Source organism: Luteimonas terrae, from assembly GCF_004358165.1.
In the GTDB taxonomy this organism is placed as follows: Bacteria; Pseudomonadota; Gammaproteobacteria; order Xanthomonadales; family Xanthomonadaceae; genus Luteimonas; species Luteimonas terrae.
This window is the reverse complement of the sequence record NZ_SMTG01000002.1, coordinates 431,041-452,253: the sequence shown is the minus strand read 5'-3', so window position 1 is coordinate 452,253 and position 21,213 is coordinate 431,041. Positions and strand designations below refer to the sequence as shown.

17 protein-coding genes are annotated in these 21,213 nt (G+C 68.5%); 6 read left to right on the top strand and 11 right to left on the bottom strand.

The window, feature by feature from the left end; translation table 11 throughout:
- Window positions 1-19 precede the first annotated feature (19 nt).
- From E2F49_RS02255 to pgaD, 5 genes are all read left to right on the top strand, one after another.
- Window positions 20-1,237 (top strand): CynX/NimT family MFS transporter, encoded by a 1,218-nt coding sequence (locus tag E2F49_RS02255; RefSeq protein WP_133392430.1) that lies wholly within the window; start codon window positions 20-22, stop codon window positions 1,235-1,237.
- Between the two features lie 243 nt (window positions 1,238-1,480).
- A complete protein-coding gene (gene pgaA, locus E2F49_RS02250; RefSeq protein ID WP_165971093.1) occupies window positions 1,481-3,550 on the top strand; it encodes a poly-beta-1,6 N-acetyl-D-glucosamine export porin PgaA in 2,070 nt (689 codons plus the stop codon).
- A complete protein-coding gene (pgaB, locus tag E2F49_RS02245) occupies window positions 3,547-5,430 on the top strand; it encodes a poly-beta-1,6-N-acetyl-D-glucosamine N-deacetylase PgaB (protein WP_133392428.1) in 1,884 nt (627 codons plus the stop codon). The genes pgaA and pgaB overlap by 4 nt, the downstream gene beginning before the upstream one ends.
- Before the next feature lie 3 nt (window positions 5,431-5,433).
- Window positions 5,434-6,693, top strand: coding sequence for a poly-beta-1,6-N-acetyl-D-glucosamine synthase (gene pgaC, locus E2F49_RS02240; RefSeq protein ID WP_055247557.1), 1,260 nt, complete (start codon window positions 5,434-5,436; stop codon window positions 6,691-6,693).
- On the top strand, window positions 6,690-7,130 hold the full coding sequence (pgaD, locus tag E2F49_RS02235) for a poly-beta-1,6-N-acetyl-D-glucosamine biosynthesis protein PgaD (RefSeq protein ID WP_133392427.1): 441 nt from the start codon (window positions 6,690-6,692) through the stop codon (window positions 7,128-7,130). Before pgaC ends, pgaD begins: the two co-directional genes overlap by 4 nt.
- A 65-nt stretch (window positions 7,131-7,195) precedes the next feature.
- On the opposite strand, the gene E2F49_RS02230 is transcribed toward pgaD, so the two are convergent.
- The 10 genes from E2F49_RS02230 to E2F49_RS02185 all read right to left on the bottom strand — a co-directional run bounded on the left by E2F49_RS02230 (window position 7,196) and on the right by E2F49_RS02185 (window position 18,104).
- The gene (locus E2F49_RS02230) at window positions 7,196-8,491 is read right to left on the bottom strand and encodes a glutamate-5-semialdehyde dehydrogenase (protein WP_279487334.1); all 1,296 of its coding nucleotides are present in this window, start codon (window positions 8,489-8,491) and stop codon (window positions 7,196-7,198) included.
- A 203-nt stretch (window positions 8,492-8,694) separates the two neighbouring features.
- Window positions 8,695-9,843 (bottom strand): glutamate 5-kinase, encoded by a 1,149-nt coding sequence (gene proB, locus E2F49_RS02225; protein ID WP_133392425.1) that lies wholly within the window; start codon window positions 9,841-9,843, stop codon window positions 8,695-8,697.
- Between the two features lie 10 nt (window positions 9,844-9,853).
- The gene (locus E2F49_RS02220; RefSeq protein ID WP_133392424.1) at window positions 9,854-10,120 is read right to left on the bottom strand and encodes a YciI family protein; all 267 of its coding nucleotides are present in this window, start codon (window positions 10,118-10,120) and stop codon (window positions 9,854-9,856) included.
- A 10-nt stretch (window positions 10,121-10,130) separates the two neighbouring features.
- Entirely contained in the window at window positions 10,131-11,426 is a 1,296-nt protein-coding gene (argH, locus tag E2F49_RS02215; RefSeq protein ID WP_133392423.1) for an argininosuccinate lyase, read from the bottom strand.
- A 100-nt stretch (window positions 11,427-11,526) separates the two neighbouring features.
- On the bottom strand, window positions 11,527-12,477 hold the full coding sequence (argC, locus tag E2F49_RS02210; protein WP_133392422.1) for an N-acetyl-gamma-glutamyl-phosphate reductase: 951 nt from the start codon (window positions 12,475-12,477) through the stop codon (window positions 11,527-11,529).
- Between the two features lie 10 nt (window positions 12,478-12,487).
- Entirely contained in the window at window positions 12,488-13,813 is a 1,326-nt protein-coding gene (locus E2F49_RS02205) for an acetylglutamate kinase (RefSeq protein ID WP_133392421.1), read from the bottom strand.
- Between the two features lie 55 nt (window positions 13,814-13,868).
- Window positions 13,869-14,969 carry an acetylornithine deacetylase gene (locus E2F49_RS02200; RefSeq protein ID WP_133392420.1) on the bottom strand — a complete coding sequence of 367 codons (1,101 nt, stop codon included), beginning with the start codon at window positions 14,967-14,969 and terminating at the stop codon, window positions 13,869-13,871.
- 79 nt (window positions 14,970-15,048) lie between these two features.
- The gene (locus E2F49_RS02195) at window positions 15,049-16,254 is read right to left on the bottom strand and encodes an argininosuccinate synthase (protein WP_133392419.1); all 1,206 of its coding nucleotides are present in this window, start codon (window positions 16,252-16,254) and stop codon (window positions 15,049-15,051) included.
- A 53-nt stretch (window positions 16,255-16,307) separates the two neighbouring features.
- A complete protein-coding gene (locus E2F49_RS02190) occupies window positions 16,308-17,318 on the bottom strand; it encodes an N-acetylornithine carbamoyltransferase (RefSeq protein ID WP_133392418.1) in 1,011 nt (336 codons plus the stop codon).
- A 294-nt stretch (window positions 17,319-17,612) separates the two neighbouring features.
- On the bottom strand, window positions 17,613-18,104 hold the full coding sequence (locus E2F49_RS02185) for a hypothetical protein (protein ID WP_082387550.1): 492 nt from the start codon (window positions 18,102-18,104) through the stop codon (window positions 17,613-17,615).
- 167 nt (window positions 18,105-18,271) lie between these two features.
- Here E2F49_RS02185 and cysS point away from each other — a divergent pair, with 167 nt between their 5' ends.
- On the top strand, window positions 18,272-19,639 hold the full coding sequence (gene cysS, locus E2F49_RS02180) for a cysteine--tRNA ligase (RefSeq protein WP_133392417.1): 1,368 nt from the start codon (window positions 18,272-18,274) through the stop codon (window positions 19,637-19,639).
- 270 nt (window positions 19,640-19,909) lie between these two features.
- On the opposite strand, the gene fabF is transcribed toward cysS, so the two are convergent.
- Complete coding sequence (gene fabF, locus E2F49_RS02175; protein ID WP_133392416.1) at window positions 19,910-21,148, bottom strand: beta-ketoacyl-ACP synthase II; 1,239 nt, start codon at window positions 21,146-21,148, stop codon at window positions 19,910-19,912.
- Window positions 21,149-21,213 lie beyond the last annotated feature (65 nt).

Below are 21,213 nucleotides of genomic sequence, written 5' to 3'. Positions count from 1 at the left end.
GGATGGTTCCCCCGCCGCCATGTCTCGCACGCACCACGCGTCCCCCCTGCTCCGTCTGCTGCCGGTCCTCGTGCTGGCCGGCATCGTGCTGTCGGCATTCAACCTGCGCACCGCGGTGACCTCGCTGACGCCGCTGCTCGATGTGCTCGGCGACGTCTTCGGTTTCGGTTCGGCCACCGCCGGCGTGCTCGGCATGCTACCGACCGCGGCGTTCGCGGTGTTCGGCGTCGCCACGCCGGCGTTGACCCGCCGACTCGGGCTGGAGGGCACCGCGCTGCTGGCGATGACGCTGGCCGCGGTGGGCCTGGTGGTGCGCTCGTTCGCCGACGGCGTCTTCGTACTCGGCTTCGGCGCCACGGTCGCGCTGGCGGGCATGGGCATCGGCAACGTCGTGCTGCCGCCCCTGGTCAAGCGCTGGTTCCCAGAACGCGTGGGCGCGGTCAGCACGTTCTACATCACCGTGCTGCAGCTCGGCACGATGTTGCCGGCCCTGCTCGCGGTGCCGGTGGCCGATGCCGCCGGCTGGCGCATCTCGCTGGGCATCTGGGCCGTGACCGCGAGCATCGCCGCGCTGCCGTGGCTGTGGCTGCTGCTGCAGCACCGCGCGTACCTTCCCGCGTCCGGCGCTGCAGCGGTTGCCGATGCCGCCACGCCGGTCGGCCGCGTGTCGCGCTCGCCGATCGCCTGGGGTATGGCGCTGATGTTCGGCACGACCTCGCTGATCACCTATGCCATGTTCACTTGGCTGCCGCCGCTGCTGGCCGAGGCCGGTGCATCGCCCGCATTCGGCGGCACGATGGTCGCGCTGTTCTCGGCGCTGGGCCTGCTGGCGTCGCTGGCCATGCCCTCGCTGGCGGTGCGCATGCGCAATCCGTTCGCAATCGTCCTGTTCTGCGCGGCCTGTCACCTCACCGCGTATGCCGGCCTGCTGCTGGCGCCGATGGCGGCGCCGGTGCTGTGGGTGATCCTGTTGGGGTTGGGGCCCAGCACGTTCCCGCTGGCGTTGACGCTGATCAACCTGCGCACGCGCACGCCCGCCGGTTCGGCCGCGCTGTCGGGGTTCATGCAGGGCACCGGCTATGCGCTGAGTTGCGCCGGCCCGCTGCTGTTCGGCGTGCTGCACGCGGCCACCGGCGGCTGGCTGTGGCCGTTCGCCTTGCTCGCGGTTGCGGTGGGTGTGCTGCTGATCGGCGGCTGGCTCGCCTGCAAGCCGCGTTGGCTCGAGGACACGTGGTAGGGAACTCGCTGCGCGGTCGTCAGCAGACGGTTCGCCTGTACAGGTCCCATTGAGAATTTTCTCATCTCCGCGTAGACGCCTCCGGCGCCGCCTGTTCAGCCTTTAACGTGACGTCATCTTGCTCGTGAATTGCAGCGAAGATCGGCGAATCGACATGCATCATCCACAATTCTTTGATCCGCCGTTTTCAAGCATGCGCCGATTGGCCGCGCAATTCGTGCAGCCCGCGATCGACGAGATGCCGTGCCTGTACCCCACCGCCGTTTCGGCCACCCCCGGTTCCATGTCCTGTCATGCGCGCTTTCGCTGGCCGCGCTGACGACACCACAACTCGTACTCGCCGCGCCGGACCAGTCGATTCGCGTGCAGGCCGACGCCCTGTTGGCGCAGGAGCGGCCGGCCGAGGCACTGTTGGTCGTCGAGCGCCGGCTTGCGGTCGCGCCGGACGACGATGACGCCTTCCGGTTGCGGGTATTGGCGCTGGCCGAGCTCGGCGCGTCGCGGCTGGCGGTCGATGCCATGCACCAGCGGCCGCAGCTGTTCGCCGACCACGAACGTGAGCGCATCGAAGGCGACGCGGTCGCGCGCGCGATCGGCTGGGGCCGCGTCGAACCCGAATCGCCCGACGCCCGCCTCGACGAAAGCCGCGCGGCACTGGTCGAACTCGAGCGTCTGCAGCGCGACGCCCCGCGCCGCACCAACTGGGAAGCCAACCGGCTGCGCGTGGATGCGCTGTCGGCGTTGAACCATCTGCAGCGGCACGAGCAGGTGGTCGCCGGCTACCAAGCGCTGCTCGACGCGGGCATCGAAGTTCCCGCCTACATCCTCGGCACGGTCGGCGATTCGCTGGTCGCGCTGCGCCGGCCGGAGGATGCGATTCCGGTGCTGGAAACCGTCATTGCGCACGCGCCGGGCGACGTCAACGCGCGGATCCTGCTCGGCTATGCCTTCATCGAGACCGAGCGCTTCGATCGCGCCCTCCCATTGTTCGAGACACTCGCCGCCTCGCAGGAGGCCTGGCCGCGCCACGCCGGCGCGAACGCCGGGTATGAAAACTGGGACCGCTACAGCGCCGACCTCAACCACGCGCTGGCGCATTCCTATGCGAACGACAACGCGCGCGCCGAGGCGATGCTGCAGTCGCAGGTCGCCATCGGTCCGAACAATGCCGGTCTGCAGGCCGCTTATGGCGCGGTGCAGTCGCGTCGCCTGCGCCCCGAGGCCGCCCTCGAACGATTCGAGATGGCGCGCACGCTGGCGCCGCAGGACCGCGATGCCCTGGCCGGACGTGTCGGCGCACTGACCGCGCTCGACCGCATCGACGAAGCGCGCGACGCAATCGAGACCCTGCAGCTGGCGCGTCCCGAAGATCCGCGGCTTGACCGTGTCGAACGCGATCTCGACCGCCACCGCGGCGTGCAGGCCACGCTGTCGGCCAACCGCGGCCGCAGCCGTCCACGCGATGGCGGCGGCACGTCGATCTCGCCGTTCGGCAGTCGCGACGGTGGCTGGGCGCTGGACGTGCGCTCGCCACTGCTCGCCGACCGCTGGCGGGTCGGCGTGTTCGCGCATGACGACTGGGCCGATTTCATCGACGGCCGTGTGCGCCATCGCGCGGCCGGCGTCGGCACCTGGTATCGCCACGACCGGCTCGGTGCCTGGGCCACGCTGGGCAGTGCCAGCGGCGCGTCCAGAGGCGCGACCTGGACGCTGGGCGCCGACTGGCGCTTCGACGACGCTTGGCGTGCCGGCGTGGAGATCGCCCGCAATGCGCGCGATACCTCGCTGCAGGCGCGGCGTCTGGGCATCGATGCCGACAGCGTCACCGTCAGCGCTGCCTATGCGCCCAGTGAGACTTTCGCCCTCGAAGGCCGCCTCGCGCGCCTGCGCTACGACGACGGTAACACCCGCGACCAGCTCGGTCTCGATGCCACGCAGCGGCTGCTCACGCGTCCGCATCTGATGGTCGACGGCCTCGCGTCGCTGTACACCAGCCGTGGCTCGCGCGGCGACACCGTCGGCTACTTCAATCCCGAACGCGATGCCTCGGCCAACCTCGGCCTGCGCTTCGACCACATCACCTGGCGGCGTTACGAAACCGCGTTCCAGCAACGTCTCCAGGTAATGGCCGGCCCGTACTGGCAGCGCGAGCGCGGCACGCAGTGGGTGCCTTCGCTCGGTTACCGCCATCTGTGGCGGCGCGATGGCCACGAGCTGGAATACGGCGTGGCCTGGTCGCGTCCGGTGTACGACGGGCTGCGCGAACAGCGCCTCGCCTTCGATGTCGAACTGCGTTGGGGAGGTGCCCGATGATCCGTGCCTGGATGGCCGCCGCGCTGCTCGCGCTGATGACGGCATTCGCGCCCGCACACGCCTCGCTTCTGGTGCTGAGCTACCACGACATCCGCGACGACGTGGCGCCCAAGGGCGACCCGGATCCGTATGCGGTGTCGACGACCAACTTCGCCCAGCACCTGGACTGGCTGCGCGCGCACGGCTATCAGGCGGTCAGCGTGCAGACGGTGCTGGACGCGCGAGCAGGTCGCGGCACGCTGCCGGAGAAGGCCGTGCTGCTGACCTTCGACGACGGCCTGCGCAGCGCGTACACGCACGTGTTCCCGCTGCTGCGCGCCTACGGCTGGCCGGCGCTTGTTGCGCCGGTGACGCGCTGGGTCGAACTGCCCGAAGGTGCGGTCGTGCCCTACGGACCGCGTGATTTCACCCGCGAGGACTTCCTCACCTGGGCGCAGCTGCGCGAGATGCACGACAGCGGCCTGGTGGACGTGGGCTCGCACAGTCACGATCTGCATCGCGGCGTGCCCGGCAATCCCTTCGGCAACCAGACGCCGGCCGCGGTCACGCGCATCTGGACCGAGGGTGCCGGCTACGAAAGCGAGGACAGCTGGCGCGCGCGCATCGTCGACGATCTGCAGACCAGCCGTGACCTGATCGAACGCCACATCGGCCAGGCGCCGCGGGTGATCGTGTGGCCTTACGCCGCCTACAACGATGTCGCGAACGGCATCGCCAACGGTATGGGCATGCAGCTGTCGTTCGACCTCGAAGGTCGCGCGCAGGAAACCGATCTCGGCCTGCAGGGCGAGGACCGTGCCGACCAGGCGTCGCTGGCCAGCCTCGCGCGCCTGCTGATGCACCGTAATCCGGACGTGCGCGATCTGGCCGGCGAACTGCGCCGTGATCTGTCACTGGACGGCGTGCGTGCAATCCAGGTCGACCTGGACTACGTCTACGACGAAGACCCGGCGCAGATGGCGCGCAACGTCGACGTGCTGGTGCAGCGCATCCAGGACATCGGCCCCAGCCTCGTCTGGCTGCAGGCCTTTGCCGATCCCGATGGCGACGGCGCGGCCGAAGCCGTGTACTTCCCCAGCACGCACATGCCGGTGCGCGCCGACCTGTTCAACCGCGTGGCCTGGCAGCTGCGCACCCGCGCGCAGGTGCGCGTGTTCGCGTGGATGCCGGTGCTCGGCTTCAAGCTGGCCGACGCGGACCTGCAGCGCGCATTGCAGATCAACGCGACCGGTGAAAACGAGATTCCGCGTCTCGATCCCGGCGATCCGCGCACGCTGGCAACGGTGTCGGCGATCTATGCCGAGCTCGCCGCCAACAGCCATTTCGACGGCCTGCTGTTCCACGACGACGCCTACCTGCGCGACGACGAGGTGCCCGACTACGGCAACGGCAATCCAGCCACCCGGACGCAGGGCCTGATCGATTTCACGATGACGCTCAAGACCGCGGCCGAGCGGTGGCGGCCGAAGCTGACCACCGCCCGCAACCTGTTCGCGCGACCGGTCCTCGAGCCCGCTTCGGAGGCTTGGTTCGCGCAGCGCCTGGAACCCTTCCTCGCCGCCTATGACTACACCGCGCTGATGGCGATGCCGCACATGGAGCACGAGGCGGACGCCGACGCCTGGCTGCAGCGTCTCGCCGCCGCGGTGCTGGCGACGCCCAAAGGCGTCGAACGCACGCTGTTCGAGCTGCAGACCGTGGACTGGCGCGTGCCGGCACCGTTGCCGGGCGCCACGTTGCGTGCGCAGTCGCGTCTGCTGCAGGCGGCGGGCATCCGCCATCTGGGCTATTACCCGGACGACTTCATCGGCAACCAGCCGCCGCTCGAGGACGCGCGTGAAGCGATGTCTGCGCGCGAGTTTCCCTACCTGGAGCGCTGAGCGATGTCGTGGGCTTCCATCGAATGGACGCGCTGGTTATTCAACTTCGCGTTCTTCTATCCGATCGTCATGGCGTTCTTCTGGATGACCGGCGGCATCTATTACTACCTGCGGCGCGAGCGCAAAGCGCCGAAGCCGGATGCGCCGCCGGCGATGCCCGAGTCGCCCTTCATCTCGATTCTCGTGCCCTGCTTCAACGAGGAGGCGCACATCGCCGCGACGATCACCGCGCTGTCGGCGCAGGCGTATCCCGACTTCGAGATCATCGCGGTCGACGACGGCAGTACCGACCGCACGCCGGAGCTGCTCGATGCGCTCGTCGCCGACCACCCGCGCCTGCGCGTGGTGCATCTGGCGCAGAACCAGGGCAAGGCCAATGCTCTGCGCATCGGCACGCTGGCGGCGACGTCCGACTATCTGGTCTGCGTGGACTCCGACGCGACGCTGGACCCGCACGCGGCACGCTGGATGGTCGGCCATCTGATCGACGGCCCGCGCGTCGGCGCGGTCACCGGCAACCCGCGCATCCGCAACCGCACCACCTTGATGGGCCGCATGCAGATCGGCGAGTTCTCCGCGATCATCGGCCTGATCAAGCGCGCCCAGCGCACCTACGGACGACTGTTCACCCTCTCGGGCGTGATCTGCGCCTTCCGCCGGACTGCGCTGCACGATGTCGGTTACTGGTCCGACCGCATGGTCACCGAGGACATCGACATTTCCTGGCGCCTGCAGATGGCGGGCTGGGACATCCGTTACGAACCGAACGCGCTGTGCTGGATCCTGATGCCCGAAACGCTGCGCGGTCTGTGGTCGCAACGTTTGCGCTGGGCCTGCGGCGGCGTGGAAGTGCTGCTGAGCCACGGGCGCAGCGTGCTCGGCTGGAAGAAGCGGCGCATGTGGGGCGTGCTGCTGGAATACCTGCTGAGCCTGGCCTGGGCCTACGTGATGCTGACCATCATCGTGCTGTGGCTGGTGGGCCTGTTCGTACAGCTGCCGCCCGTCTGGCACGTCGACACCATCCTGCCGCGCTGGCACGGCGTGGTGCTGGCGTTCGTCTGCATGCTGCAGTTCGCCACCAGTCTGCTGATCGAGCGCCGTTACGAAGCCCGCATGGCGCGGCATTTCTACTGGGTGATCTGGTACCCGATCGCCTTCTGGATGCTCGGCATGTTCACCGCCGTGGTGGCGTTCCCACGCACGCTGTTGCGCCGGCGACGCCGCGCGGTCTGGATCAGCCCCGATCGAGGCGCCACTGCATGAAGCCCCCCATCATCGACCACACCCCGACCCGCGGCCCGGGAAAGCGACTGGCCAGCGGCGCCCTGACGGCCGCCGCCTGGAGCGTCTATGTCTGGCTCTGGGTGCCGCTGATCACCGCGATCGCATGGTTCGTCGGCGTGCGCACGGTCTATCTGCGGCTGTACCTGTACGACAACGAGATCGATCCGTTCCTGCTGGCGGCGCTGCCGCTGATTGCATTGATCTGCGGCGCGCTGCTGATCGGATGGGCCGAGTACAACCGCGCCCGGTTCGCGAATGCGGACCGTCGCCGGCGCCGCGAGAACGTCGACGACGAGCAGGTGCGCGTGGCGCTGGGCGCGACCTCGGCACTGGCGGCGAAGCTGCGCGACGGGCGTATCGTGCAGGTCGCACTCGACGACGATGCGCGGCCGGTGGCTGCCACCAGCGGTAGCTGATCGAGTCCATCCCGGGGCCTGCTGCGCTGGCCAGTTGGTGCGTGCGACCGACTTCGAACGGGCGCTCAGCTCGCGGCCGCGTTCTCGGCGTGCCGCACCTGCCCGGCGCCTTCGACGACGAAACGCTCGACTGTCAGAGCTTCGAGCCCCATCGGTCCGTAGGCATGCAGGCGTGTCGTCGAGATGCCGATCTCCGCGCCCAGGCCCAGCTCGCCGCCGTCGCTGAAGCGCGACGAGGCATTGACCATCACCACCGCCGAACGCAGCGCGGCGACGAAGCGCGTCGCGTTGGCCGCGTCGCGCGTGGCGATGACCTCGGTGTGGTCGGAACCGAAGCGCCGGATGTGCGCGAGTGCGGCGTCGAGCGAATCGACGATGCGCGCGGCGATGACCAGATCGAGGAACTCGGCCGCGTCGTCGCCCTCGCCGATCGGCACGACGCCCGCCGCGCGCGCCGCGATGCCGGCATCGCCGCGCACCTCGACACCGCGCGCCTGCAGCGCATCGACGGCGCGCGACACGAAGACATCGGCGATGTCGGCATGCACCAGCAGCGTCTCCAGCGCGTTGCAGGCGCTGGGCCGGCCGGTCTTGCCGTCCAACAGCAGGCGCAGCGCGAGATCGGGATCGGCGCTGGCATCGACGAACAGATGGCAGACGCCCTTGTAGTGCTTGATGACGGGCACGCGCGCGTGCTCGGCGACGAAGCGGATCAGCCCTTCCCCGCCGCGCGGAATCGCCAGATCGACGATGTCGTGCAGCTGCAGCAGCTCGAACATGGTCTCGCGGCGCAGGTCGTTGACGAGGGTCAGCACATCGGCACCGATGCCCTGCGCCGCGATCGCGCCGCGCAGGGCACCGGCGATGGCGGTATTGGAATGGATCGCCTCGCTGCCGCCGCGTAGCACCACGCCGTTGCCGGCCTTGATGCACAGCGCCGCGGCATCGGCGGTCACGTTCGGCCGCGCTTCGTAGATCATCGCGATCACGCCCAACGGCACCCGCACCTTGCGCACGCGGATGCCGTTCGGACGCACGTCGTCTCGGGTGACCTGGCCAACGGGATCAGGCAGATCGGCGACTTCGCGTACCGCGGCCGACACACCGGCGAGCCTGTTCGCGTCGAGACGCAGGCGGTCGAGCAGAGCGCCGCTGGTGCCACGTGCTTGCGCGGCTTCGATATCACGCGCGTTGGCGGCGAGGATCGACTCGGCCTGCGTGTCGAGCGCATCGGCCATCGCGCGCAACAGCGCGTTGCGCGCGTCGGTGTCGAGCTGGGCCAGCGTGGCGGCGGCGTCGCGGCAGGCCAGCGCGGCGGAACGGATGTCGCTCATCGTGAAAGGTCTTGCGGTGGGGACGATCACGTTATCGCGATGCGGAACGCCGCGCGACGCTTGCGGTGGCAACTGCCGGAGTCATTGCGTTTACGGCCCCGTGCTCCATCTGCCGTCATTCCGGCGAAGGCCGGAATCCAGTGACTTTGAAGGTGTGCATGGCGGCGGCAGAAAGTCACTGGATCCCGGCCTTCGCCGGGATGACGGAACTCATACGTTCTGGCGATCGATCAAACCAGCACCAGATCATCCCGATGCACGATGGTCTCCCCATACGTGTAGCCCAGCGTCGCCTCGATATCCCGCGAGTGCCGCCGCGCCAGCCGGCGGATGTCGTCGGCCGAGTATTGCGTCACCCCACGCGCGATCGGTTCGCGGGCGTCGCCGTCCAGCAACGCGATCGTCACCAGGTCGCCGCGCCGGAACTGTCCTTCCGCGGCCAGTACGCCCCCCGGCAGCAGCGAGGCGCCCTTCTCCACCATCGCGTTCGCAGCGCCCGCATCGACGAGGATGCCGCCAGCTTCCGCCGGCGCGTTCTGCAGCCAGTGCTTGCGCGCGGCCATGCGCGTGCGCAGCGGGTGGATGCGCGTGCCGCGCAGGCGGTCGTGCGCGAGTCCCGCGAGCACGTCGGCGCGACGGCCGTTGAACAGCACCGTCGCCACGCCCGCCGAGGCCGCTCGCTGCGCGGCCTCGAGCTTGGTGCGCATGCCGCCGGTGCCGACGCTGCTGCCGGCACCGCCGGCGACCGACAGCAACGAGGCGCTCATCTTCGCGACCACCGGCATGGGTCGCGCATGCGGCTCGATGCGCGGGTCAGCGTCGTAGAGACCGTCGATGTCGGTGGCAATGAACAGCACGTCCGCATCGACCAGCGCGGCGACGATCGCGGCGAGGTTGTCGTTGTCGCCGAGCTTGAGTTCGTCGACCGACACGGTGTCGTTCTCGTTGACCACCGGCAACGCGCCATGGCGCAGCAGCGCCGTCAGCGTGGCGCGCGCGTTGAGATAGCGACGGCGGTTGCGCAGGTCGTCATGGGTCAGCAGCACCTGAGCGACCGGACGTTCGAAGAAGCCCTGCCAGAAGCCGGTCAGGCGTGCCTGACCGAGCGCGGCCAATGCCTGGCGCTCGGCCATCGCTGCGCCTGCAATGGGCGCCGCGTGCAGGATCGCGCGACCCGCGGCGACCGCGCCCGACGACACGATGACGACTTCGCGGCCCGCCGCCTGGCTCGCGCGCACGAACGCGGCCAGCGCCGCCGCGTACCGGTCCGACAGTCCGCCGCCATCGGCGGCCAGCAGGCTGCTGCCGACCTTGAGCACCGCGCGTCGCCACGCGGGCAATGCCTGTTCGGGGAACGCATCGGTGTCCGCCTCGGTCATGTGCCGGGTCTCAGCGGGTATGCCACTCGTGGACGATCAGATCGCTGGCGTGCTGCAACGCCAGCGGGTCGGCCGCGACGATCGCGCGTGCGTCCTCCAGCGACGCCACGTTGCGCAACAGGTACGCGCCGCCGCTGCCGTCGCCGAAACCACCGGTCATCTCCAGCAGGCCGCGCGCGCGCAGGTCATCGAGAAACGCCTTGTGCGGCGCGATCACCGCGTCGTCGAACGACGGCCGACGGATCGCCAGCACCAGATAGCGCGTGATCGTGCTCATCGAGGCGCGTTCACGCCAGCGCCGCCCAGCGTGCGCGCAACGTGTCGAGCCGCAGATCGCCCGCGCCGCCCGGCGAGGTGCGTGCGGCGAGGCTGCCTTCAGGCGTACGGCCCTGCCCGGCGGTGTCGGCGCTCTGCGCGGCGGCCTTGTAGGCCTCGCGAAACGGCACGCCGGCGATCGCGGCCTCGACCGCGACGTCGGTCGCGTACATGCCCGAATCGACCGCGGCGCGCAGGCGGTCTTCGCGCCATTCCAGATTCGCCAGCAGCGCAGGCAGCAGCTCCAGTGCAGCGAGGCCGCGACCGAAGCCGTGGAAGATCGCGCCCTTGGAACTCTGCAGGTCGCGGTGATAGCCCGAAGGCAGCGACAGCAGATGCTCGATCTCGGTGCGGGCCGCGGTCACACTGGCATGCGTGGCGCGCATCAGCTCGACCACATCGGGATTGCGCTTGTTCGGCATAATCGAACTGCCGGTCGTGTATTGCGCCGGCAGTGCGACGAAGCCGTACTCCGCACTGGTGAACTGCGACAGATCCCAGGCCAGACGCCGCAGATCCAGCGTCGCACTGCCCAGCGCTTCGAGCGCCGCCATCTCGAACTTGCCGCGCGAAAGCTGCGCGTAGACCGGCGAGACCTGCAGGCGCGCGAAGCCGAGCGATGCGGTCGTGTGGTCGCGATCGAGCGCGAGGTTCACGCCGTAACCGGCCGCGGTGCCGAGCGGATTGCAGTCGATCAGCGCGAGCGTGTCCTGCGCGCGCACCGCGTCGTCGATGAAGGCCTCGGCCCAGCCCGACCACCACATGCCGCCGGACGACAGCACGGCGCGCTGGATGTGCGTGTATCCCGGAATCGGCAGATCACGCTCGGCCTCGGCGCGGTCCAGCGCGACCTTTGCGATCTCTCGCGACAGCGCAGCCAGTCGCGCCAGCTTCTCCTTGAGCCACAGGCGCGTGGCGACCAGCACCTGGTCGTTGCGGCTGCGGCCGGTGTGGATGCGCCGGCCGGCATCGCCGAGCCGCTCGGTCAACCGGTCCTCGATCGCCGAATGCCCGTCCTCGAAACGCGCGTCGAGCACGAAGGCGCCACTGCGGAAGTCGTCGGCCAGCGCCGCCAGCTCACGCTTCAGGCCTTCGAGTTCCTCGGCCGACAGGATGCCGACACGCTGCAGGCCTTCGGCATGCGCGGTGCTCGCGGCGATGTCGTGCAGGAAGAACTCGCGGTCGAGGATCACGTCGTCACCGGCGAGGAAGGCCTGGATCTGCGTGTCGACGGCGACGCCGGGCTTCTGCCAGAGGAGATTGCTCATGTCGGGGATCTCGGGAGTGGGGATTCGGGACTCGGGATTGCAAGAGCGAGGGTGCGCGACCGGCGGGGCTCACGAATCCCGACTCCCGAATCCCCAAGAATCAATGCGGGATCGACGTCAGCTCGTCGAAACCCAGTGCGAGATTGAGGTTCTGCATCGCCTGCGTCGCCGCGCCCTTGAGCAGATTGTCGAGCGTGGACACGACGACCACGCGGCCGTTGCCCGGCGCCATCGTGAAGGCGCCGGTCTGCACCCCATGGCGACCGGCGATGCGGCTGACCCAGGGCGCCTCGTCGATGACCTCGATCAGCGGCTCTCCGGCGTAACGCGTCTCGTACAGCGCCTTGACCGCGTCACGCGACATCGGCGCAGACAGCCACAGGTTGACCGTCATCGTGATGCCGCGGAAATGCGGCGCGACATGCGGCATGAACTCGACCGGCATCGCCAGCTGCTTCGACACTTCGCGCTCGTGGATGTGATCGGTCAGCGCGTACGGCATCAGGTTGTCGGCCAGCAGCGCGACATTGTTCTTGTCCGACGGCGTGGTGCCGGCGCCCGAGTAACCGGACACGCCGAAGCACTGCGGCGGCCCGGCCAGATGTCCCGCCAGCGGCGCGATCGCCAGCTGCATCGCGGTGGCGTAGCAGCCTGGATTGCTGATCCGGCGCTGGCCGGCGTAGCGCGACCGGGTCAGCTCGGGCAGGCCGTAGTACCAGCCGGCATCGAAGCGGTAATCGGCCGACAGATCGACGATCACCGTGTCCGGCTTTGCGGCATCGATCGCGGCAACGAAGAGCGCGCCCTTGCCGTTGGGCAGCGCAAGGATCACCGCGTCGGCGCCCTTGGCCGCGACCGCGTCGGCGTCGAGATTCTCGAAGCGCAATTCGCCCTGCCAGCCGTCGTTGTGATCGGCGACGCGCTGGCCATCGAGCTCGCGCGAGGACACGAACGCCAGCTCGAGGCCCGGATGTGCGGCGACGAGGCGGATCAGCTCGCTGCCGGTGTGGCCGCGTGCGCCGACGATGCCGATGGTCTTCTTCTGCGTCATCGTGATGTCCTCAACCCACCAGCGTCGGGCGGCGCGTTTCGCAGTGCGCGACGCAGCGCTGGATCTGTTCGAAACCCTCGAGCCCGTACCAGAACACCTTCCACTTCGGCTGCTTGATGCAGCCGTCGGACTCGGCGTAATAGAAGATGTTGACCTGGTTGTGGTGGCGCGAGCGCCAGAACAGCTGCGGCGTCTCCTCGCGCATCACGTTCCACACCGCGCGGCCCAGGCCTTCGCCCTGCGCGTCGTCGAGCACGGCGAACTTGTCCAGATACACGGTGCCCTCGCCTGTCGTCAGGATCACCGCGGCGCGGTAGTTCTCGCTGACGTAGGCACGAAGCAGCGGCGTGCGCTCGAAATAGTCCGGCGCGAGTTCGCGGCCGAAGCTCGATTCGATCAGCGACTTCAAGCGCGCGAGATCCAGCTCCGACCAGTCGGTCACGCGGAGCACCTGCTCGCCGCGGCGCACCAGCGTGCCCGAGCCCTTGTGGGTGAACAGCTCCTTGGCCAGATCCGCCGGGCGCGTGATCGACACCGACGAGGCCATCGGCAGACCTTCGAGCAGGTCCTTGATCTGCTCGATCTTGACCTTCATGCCGCCGTGGATCCACGGCTGCTGGATCAGATGGTCGTATTCGGTCGACAGGTTGATCGAATCGATGACCTTGCCGTCGGCGTCCAGCAGACCGCCGGTGCCGGTCAGGAAGATGATCTTGTAGGGCTGCAGCTCGCGCACCAGTTCGTTGGCGGCGAAATCGGCATTGATGTTGAGGATCTGGCCCGACGCGGTTTCGCCCAGGCTCGTGATCACCGGGATCGAGCCGGCCTGCAGGCTGGCCTCGATCGGTGCGAGATTGACGCCGCGTACCTCGCCGACCAGGCCATAGGTCGACGGGTCGAGATACTCGGCCTCGAACACGCCACCGGTGATCGAGGTCGCGCGCGCGCCGTTCCTCTGCAGCGCTTCGACGAGGCGCAGGTTCGCGGCCTGGAACACGCTCCGCACGATCGCCAGACCCTCGGGCGAAGTCACGCGCAGGCCGTTGACCGTCTGCTTCTCGATACCGGCCGCGGCGAGTTCCGCGTCGAGCTGTGGGCCGGCGCCATGCAGCACGATCGGCGTCAGGCCGACTTCCTGCAGGAACGACAGCGACGACGTCAGGTCGTCGAGTTCGTCGCGCAGCACCGCGCCGCCGACCTTGACCACGGCGAAGCGCTTCGCATCCAGCTGCGAGAAACGCTTGAGGTACTGGCTGATCTCTTTCGCGCTGGCCATGCTCGAAAGCAGGCGCACGATGGTCTGGCGGGTCTGGACGTGGGTCGCGGGAATGTTCACGGGCTGCAATCGGTTGGGCGTGGGGTGACGCGTTGAAGACGGAAGACGGCCGCGCTCAGCGCGCGCCGTTGATGATGGTGTGCACGGACTCGGCGTAACGCTGCAGCTGTTCGAATGTCACGAACTCGTCGCCGGTATGCGCCTGGGCGATGTCGCCCGGGCCGTAGACCAGCGCGGTGTAACCGCCAGCCGAGAACAGCGAGGCTTCGGTCCAGAAGTCGACGGCGTTGCCGATCGGCAGATCGAAGGCATCGGCGATGTCGCGCGCCGCGAGCCGGCGTTCCTCTGCGCGGGCGATGTCGCCCGACGGCAGGCCCGGTCCGCGGAAGGTTTCCTCGAAGTGCGCGGCCCCGGGTTCGGCGAAGCCGGCGAAGGTCGACAGCAGGTCGTCGACATCCATAGACGGCAGCGGCCGGAAACCGAAGCGCAGCTCGGCGGCCGGCGCGATCATGTTGGCCTTGATGCCGCCCTCGACCCGACCGATGTTGAAGCGCAGACCGGTCAGGCCACCGAAACGCGCGTGCGCCAAGGATTCGACATGATCGAGTGCGCGGCCGCCCCAGCGCATCGCCTGGTGCAGCGCGCTCGCCGCCGGATCCTGTTTGCCGGATGCATGCCCGGCGGTGCCGGCGAAGCGCATCAGCACCGAACTGATGCCGCGATGCGCCAGCACCGCCTCGCACTGCGTCGGCTCGGCGACCAGCACGGCCTCGAACGGCAGACCGCGTGCGAGAAACGCGGCGATGCAACGCGGGTCATTGGCCTCCTCGTCGGAGGAAAACAGGAAGGCGGCATCGCCGTCGCCGGCATTGGCCGCCGCGATCAGCGCCGCGGCCGCGCCCTTGATATCGCACACGCCGAGGCCGATCACGCGGTCGTCGAGACGTCGCATGACGTGCGGGTCCGCGCTCCAGTCGGGCGAGTCCGGCACCGTGTCCAGATGCACGTTGAACAGCAGGCTCGGCGTGCCACGCACCGCGAACAGGCTGACCGCGCCGGCGCCGTGATCGATCACCTCGACTTCGAAACCCGGCAGCTGCCCGCGGATGTAATCGAAGATGCCGCCCTCGGCCTGGATCGCACGCGGCGGATTGCGGGTGTCGAAGAACACCAGCTGTTCGAGGTGGTCGAGGGTGTCAGCCAGCAGGTCAGTCATGTCATTCCAGAGAGGACGGCGGCAGATCGCATGACCTGCCCTTCCGAATCACCAATCACCAATCACCAAGCCCGGCTTCTCAGCGATTGACCTGCGCGTAGAGCGTGCTGCTCATGCCGAACAGCTTGATGAAACCTTCGGCTTCCTCGACACCCCAGTCCGCGGACTGCGCGTAGGTGGCGCCCTTGGCGTTGAGGATGTGCGGCGAGGTCACCGCCACCGCATCGACGCGGCCGCCGCGGGTTTCCAGCACCACTTCACCGGTGACCTTGGCCTGCGAGGATTCCAGGAACGCTTCAATGTCGGCCTTGAGCGGATCGTGGAAGAAGCCTTCGTAGACCAGCTCGGTCCACTTGCGCGCGACTTCCGGCTTGAAGCGGTTCTGCTGCTTGGTCAGCACGGTGTCCTCGAGCGCGCGGTGGGCGGCGAGCAGCGAGACCAGACCCGGCGCCTCGTACACGATGCGGCCCTTGAGGCCGATCACGGTGTCACCGGTGTAGACGCCGCGGCCCACACCGTAGGGCGCGAACAGGGCGTTGAGCCTGGCCAGGATCTGCGCACCCGGCAGCGTTTCGCCGTCGAGCGCGACCGCGGTGCCCTGCTCGAACCGGATCTTGACCTGCAGCAGCGCTTCGGGCCATTCGGCGCGCGGCGCGCACCAGCCGCGGGCGCCCTCGCCCGGCGCTTCCCAGCGGTCGATCTCGCCGCCGGACATCGTCAGACCCAGCAGGTTCTCGTTGATCGTGTAGGCCTGCTGCTTGGCGCGCACGCCGAAGCCGCGTTCTTCGAGATACGCCTGCTCGTAGGCGCGCGTCTGTGTGTGTTCCTTCTGGATCTCGCGGATCGGCGCCACGATGCGGTACTCGCCTTGCGCCTTCACGGCAAGGTCGAAGCGCACCTGGTCGTTGCCCATGCCGGTGCAGCCGTGCGCGATCGCGTTCGTGCCCAGTTCGGCGGCGCGCGCGAGTGCGGCATCGACGATCAGATAGCGGTCCGAGACCAGCAGCGGGTACTGGCCCTGGTAGGCCTCGCCGGCCCACACAAACGGCTTGACGAAGCCGTCCCAGATCGCCGGGCCGCCATCCACGGTGACGTGGCTGGCGACACCCAGTTCGGCCGCACGCTGCTCGATGAAGGCACGCTCTTCGGCATCGACGCCGCCGGTGTCGGCGAACACGGTATGCACGGTCCAGCCCTGCTCCTTCAGATAAGGCACGCAGAAACTGGTGTCGAGTCCGCCGGAAAAGGCGAGGACGATGTCGCGGGAAGTCGTGGCGCTGGTCATGGGGTGTGGTCCGTGGGGATGCGGAAAGGAATGCGGTGTGGATGCGACGCGCGTCAGCGCATCAGGGTCGCCATGACCGCCTTCTGCACGTGCAGGCGGTTCTCGGCTTCATCGATGGCGATGCACTGCGGCGAATCCATGACGGCGTCGGTCGCCTTGACGTTGCGACGCAGCGGCAGGCAGTGCGAGAACACGCCGTTGTTGGTCAGCGCCATCTTCCGCTCGTCGACGATGAAGTGCTGGTACTGGTCGCGGATCGGCTTCTCGGGCGCCCAGTTGCCGAAGAACGGCAGCGCGCCCCAGCTCTTGGCGTAGACCACGTCGGCGCCGGCGTAGGCGCTGTCGATGTCGTGGCTGACGGCCAGCGAGCCACCGCTCTCGGCGACGTTCTGCCTGGCCCAGTCCATGTAGCGCGCATCGAGCACATAGTCCGGCGTCGGGCACAGCAGGGTCACGTCCATGCCCATCCGCGTGGCAATGGTGAGCGCGGAGTTGGCGACCGCGGTGTTGAGCGGCTTGGGGTGGTAGGTCCAGGTCAGCACGTACTTCTTGCCGCGCAGATCGGACGTGCCGAAGTGCTCCTGCAGCGCCAGCGCGTGGGCCAGCTCCTGGCAGGGATGGGTGATGGTCTCCATGTTGATGACCGGCACCGGCGAGTACTGCGCGAAAGCCTTGAGCACCTTGTCCTCGCGGTCCACCGACCAGTCGACGAACTTCGGAAACGCGCGCACGCCGATCATGTCGACGTAGCGGCCGAGCACGCGCGCGACCTCGGCGATGTGCTCCTCGGTGTCGCCGTCCATCACCGTGCCCAGATCGAACTCGATCGGCCACGCGTCCTTGCCCGGCTGCAGCACGATGGCGTGACCGCCGAGCTGGAAGGCGCCCAGCTCGAAACTGGTGCGCGTGCGCATCGACGGATTGAAGAACACCAGCGCGATCGAACGTCCTTTGAGCGCGTCGCCGAGCTTCTCGCGCTTGAACGCGGCGGCGTCGGCCAGCAGGGCATCGAGGTCGGGACGGGACCAGTCCTGCGTGTTGAGGAAGTGTCGGATCGCGGTCATCGGGAATCTCGTGGAGGCGATGGAAAGAAAGGGAGGATCGGCTGCGTCGATGAAAACCGGGTGTCGGAAACGAAAAAACCCGGCATCGGCCGGGTCTTCTACAGAACAGTGCGCACAGGCGAACGCGTTCCGACTAGCCCCGGGAAATGTGGGCTTCCGGTCGACGCGCGCGCGAGGTCATGCCCGACGCCATACGGGCGGAGGTCAGGATGTCGGCGTCGGCGCGGAGGACGTTCATGAGGCGCGCATCCTCGCACGCGTGGCGCTGCACTGCAACAGCGCGCATCTCGCCGCTCATCGCTCGCCTGCCGGCGGCACGACCGGCGTCACCGAGACGCGCACGCGCAGCCGGTTGCCGGGATCGTAGGGCAGGCGCGAGCGATACTTGACGCCCTTGTGCACGTAGTCGACGTCGTAGGCGATCGGACGGCGGAACTCGCGCTCCACCGGCACCATGCGACAGTCGCCGCCGGCCGAACGGTCGACTTCGTCGACCTTCTCGTCCTCCGAGCGCAGCACGTCCCGGACCGCACCGACGACGCGGGCGAAGCCGCGACGCTGTTCCTCGGCGCTGACGGGCGTGGTCGCCTCGCAACGCTCGACCATGCTGGTCGCGCGCAGGGTCTGGTAGACCGGCTCGGCGCGCAGCACCTGGGCATACTCGAGCCGCGCGTTTTCGGGCGCGCCCGGGGTGGGCCCGTTCTGCGCGCGCGCTGCGCCCACGCAGGCCAGCGCCACCACCAGAACGGGAAGCGCGGGCTGGGTCCAGCTGCGGGATCGAGGCACGGTCGACACCGCACCAGTGTAGGCCGCGGGCCATGCGAAGGGCTGAATCGACGCTGTGTGAACAGGGTCGGCACAGTGCGCGCGACGCGGGTCCGCAGTGCCGGCACCGTTCGTCACGCGCCGGCGGGCGCCGTTAGAATCCTCCGGTTCTCCGCGGCGAGCCCGACATGTCCCTGCATCTGTACAACAGCCTGACCCGCCGCCTCGAAGCCTTCGCGCCGCTCGATCCCGCCTGCCCCACGATGTACGTCTGCGGGCCGACGGTCTACAACTACGTCCACATCGGCAATGCCCGCGGCCCCGTCGTCTTCGGGGTGCTGGCCGACCTGCTGCGCCGCCGATACGGCGCTTTGAAGTACGCGCGCAACATCACCGACGTCGACGACAAGATCAACGCCGCCGCGCGCGACCAGGGCGTGCCGATCTCGGCCATCACCGACCGCTTCGCCGCCGCCTACCGCGAGGACATGGCCGCGCTCGGCATCGCCCCGCCGGACATCGAGCCGGCCGCGACCGCGCACATCGGCGAGATCGTCGCGATGATCGAACGCCTGATCGACAGCGGCCACGCCTACGCGGCCGAAGGCCACGTGCTGTTCTCGGTGGGCAGCTTCGACGGCTACGGCAAGCTCTCGCGCCGCGACGTCGACGACATGATCGCCGGCGCCCGCATCGAGGTCGCGCCGTACAAGCGCGATGCCGGCGACTTCGTGCTGTGGAAGCCGTCGACCGATGACCTCCCCGGCTGGGATTCACCCTGGGGCACCGGTCGTCCCGGCTGGCACATCGAGTGCTCGGCGATGGCCGCCGCGCATCTCGGTCCGACCGTCGACATCCATGCCGGCGGCGTCGACCTGCAGTTCCCCCATCACGAGAACGAGATCGCGCAGAGCGAGTGCGCCCACGGCGGCGCACCATTCGCGAACGTCTGGCTGCACAACGGCATGCTGACTTTCGCCGGCAGCAAGATGTCCAAGTCGGTCGGCAACATCGAGCGCGTGCACGATCTGGTGCAGGCGCACCCGCCCGAGGCCCTGCGCTACGCCCTGCTCTCGGCGCACTACCGCCAGCCGCTGGACTGGTCGGATGCGCTGATCGAACAGTCGGTGCGCACGTTGGACCGGCTTTACGGCACGCTGCGCGATCTGGCTGAAATTGATGCGACGCCGCGGATTCCCGAGGCAATCGAGCGCGTGCTCGACGAGGATCTCAACACGCCGGCGGCGCTCGCCGAGATCGCGCGGATCGCCGGCGAAGCCCGCAAGGCTGACGACGAAGCCACCCGCGCGTCGCTCAAGGCCGAATTGCTCGGCGCCGGCCTCGCCCTGGGTCTGCTGCAGCAGGTACCGGCCGACTGGTTCGCCCGCGGCGCCAGCGACGACGACGACGCGCGCATCCAGGCCCTGATCGACGAACGCATCGCCGCCAAGCAGGCGCGCGACTTCGCCCGCGCCGATGCGATCCGCGACCAGCTCGCCGCGGAGCAGATCGTGCTCGAGGACACGCCGCAGGGCGTGCGGTGGAAGCGGGGCTGAGACCCGTTTCCGTCGCCCCGGCGGCTTCCAACAGACGAATGTCTGGTCAAGCTGGGGCCCATTTTGATCTTCGCGAAAGATTCGAACTCCGCTGAGCAGCATCACACGCGGGTCGAGATGCAACATCGGACTGGATCCCGGCCTGACCGGACATCCGTCCGTTGAAGGCCGCTGGGATGACGGCGAAACTCGAACCGCGCCGCCACGGGGCCGACAGAACGGAAAAGGCCCGCTTGCGCGGGCCTTCTGCCGATCGTAACAACTGCTGCGTCAGACCTTGCGGAACACCAGCGTGCCGTTGGTGCCGCCGAAGCCGAACGAGTTCGACATCACGTACTCGACCTGGTGCTCGCGCGCGGTGTGCGGCACGTAGTCGAGGTCGCAGCCTTCGCCCGGCGTGTCGAGGTTGATCGTCGGCGGAATGATGCCGGTATGCAGCGCCATCGCCGAGAACACCGCTTCGATGCCGCCGGCCGCGCCCAGCAGATGGCCGGTCATCGACTTGGTCGAGCTGACCATCACCTTCGACGCGTGATCGCCCAGCACACCCTTGATGCCCATCGTCTCGGCCACGTCGCCGGCCGGCGTCGAGGTGCCGTGCGCATTGATGTAGCCGATCTGCGAAGGGTCGATGCCGGCATCGTTGATCGCGGCGCGCATGCAGCGACCGCCGCCCTCGCCGTTCTCGCTCGGCGAGGTCATGTGGTAGGCGTCGCCGCTCATGCCGAAACCGACCAGCTCGGCGTAGATGCGCGCGCCACGCGCCTTGGCGCGCTCGTATTCCTCGAGCACCAGCACGCCGGCGCCGTCACCCATGACGAAACCGTCGCGCTCGACGTCCCACGGACGCGAAGCGCGGGTGGGTTCGTCGTTGCGGGTCGACATGGCCTTCATCGAGCAGAAACCGCCGACCGACGTCGGCGTGGTCGCGAATTCCGCGCCGCCGGCGACCATGACGTCCGCATCGCCGTACTGGATCATGCGCATCGCCAGACCGATGTTGTGCGTGCCGGTGGTGCACGCGGTGACCGCGGCGATGTTCGGGCCCTTGGCGCCGGTCATGATCGAGACCTGGCCGGAGATCATGTTGATGATCGTCGAGGGCACGTAGAACGGCGAGATCTTGCGCGGGCCGCCCTCGGCGTACTTGATCGCGGTGTCCTCGATGCCCTTCAGGCCACCGATGCCCGCGCCGATCGCCACACCGATGCGCTCGGCGTCGGCTTCGCGCACCTCGATGCCCGCGTCGGCGATCGCCATCAGGCCGCCGGCGACGCCGTAGTGCACGAAAGGATCCATCTTCTTGACGTCCTTCGGCGCGATCCACTGGGTCGCATCGAAGCCCTTCACCTCACCCGCGATGCGCGTGGCGAAGTTGGTGGCGTCGAAATGGGTGATCGGGCCGATGCCCGAACGGCCGTTGACGATGCCGTCCCAGCTCGAGGCCAGGTCGTTGCCCAGCGGCGAGAGGATGCCGATGCCCGTGATGACGACGCGGCGCTTGGCCATGGTTCAACTCCTGGAAATTCGACGGCGGCGCGGTGTGCCCGCCGCCCATGTGCACGAGGCCGCAT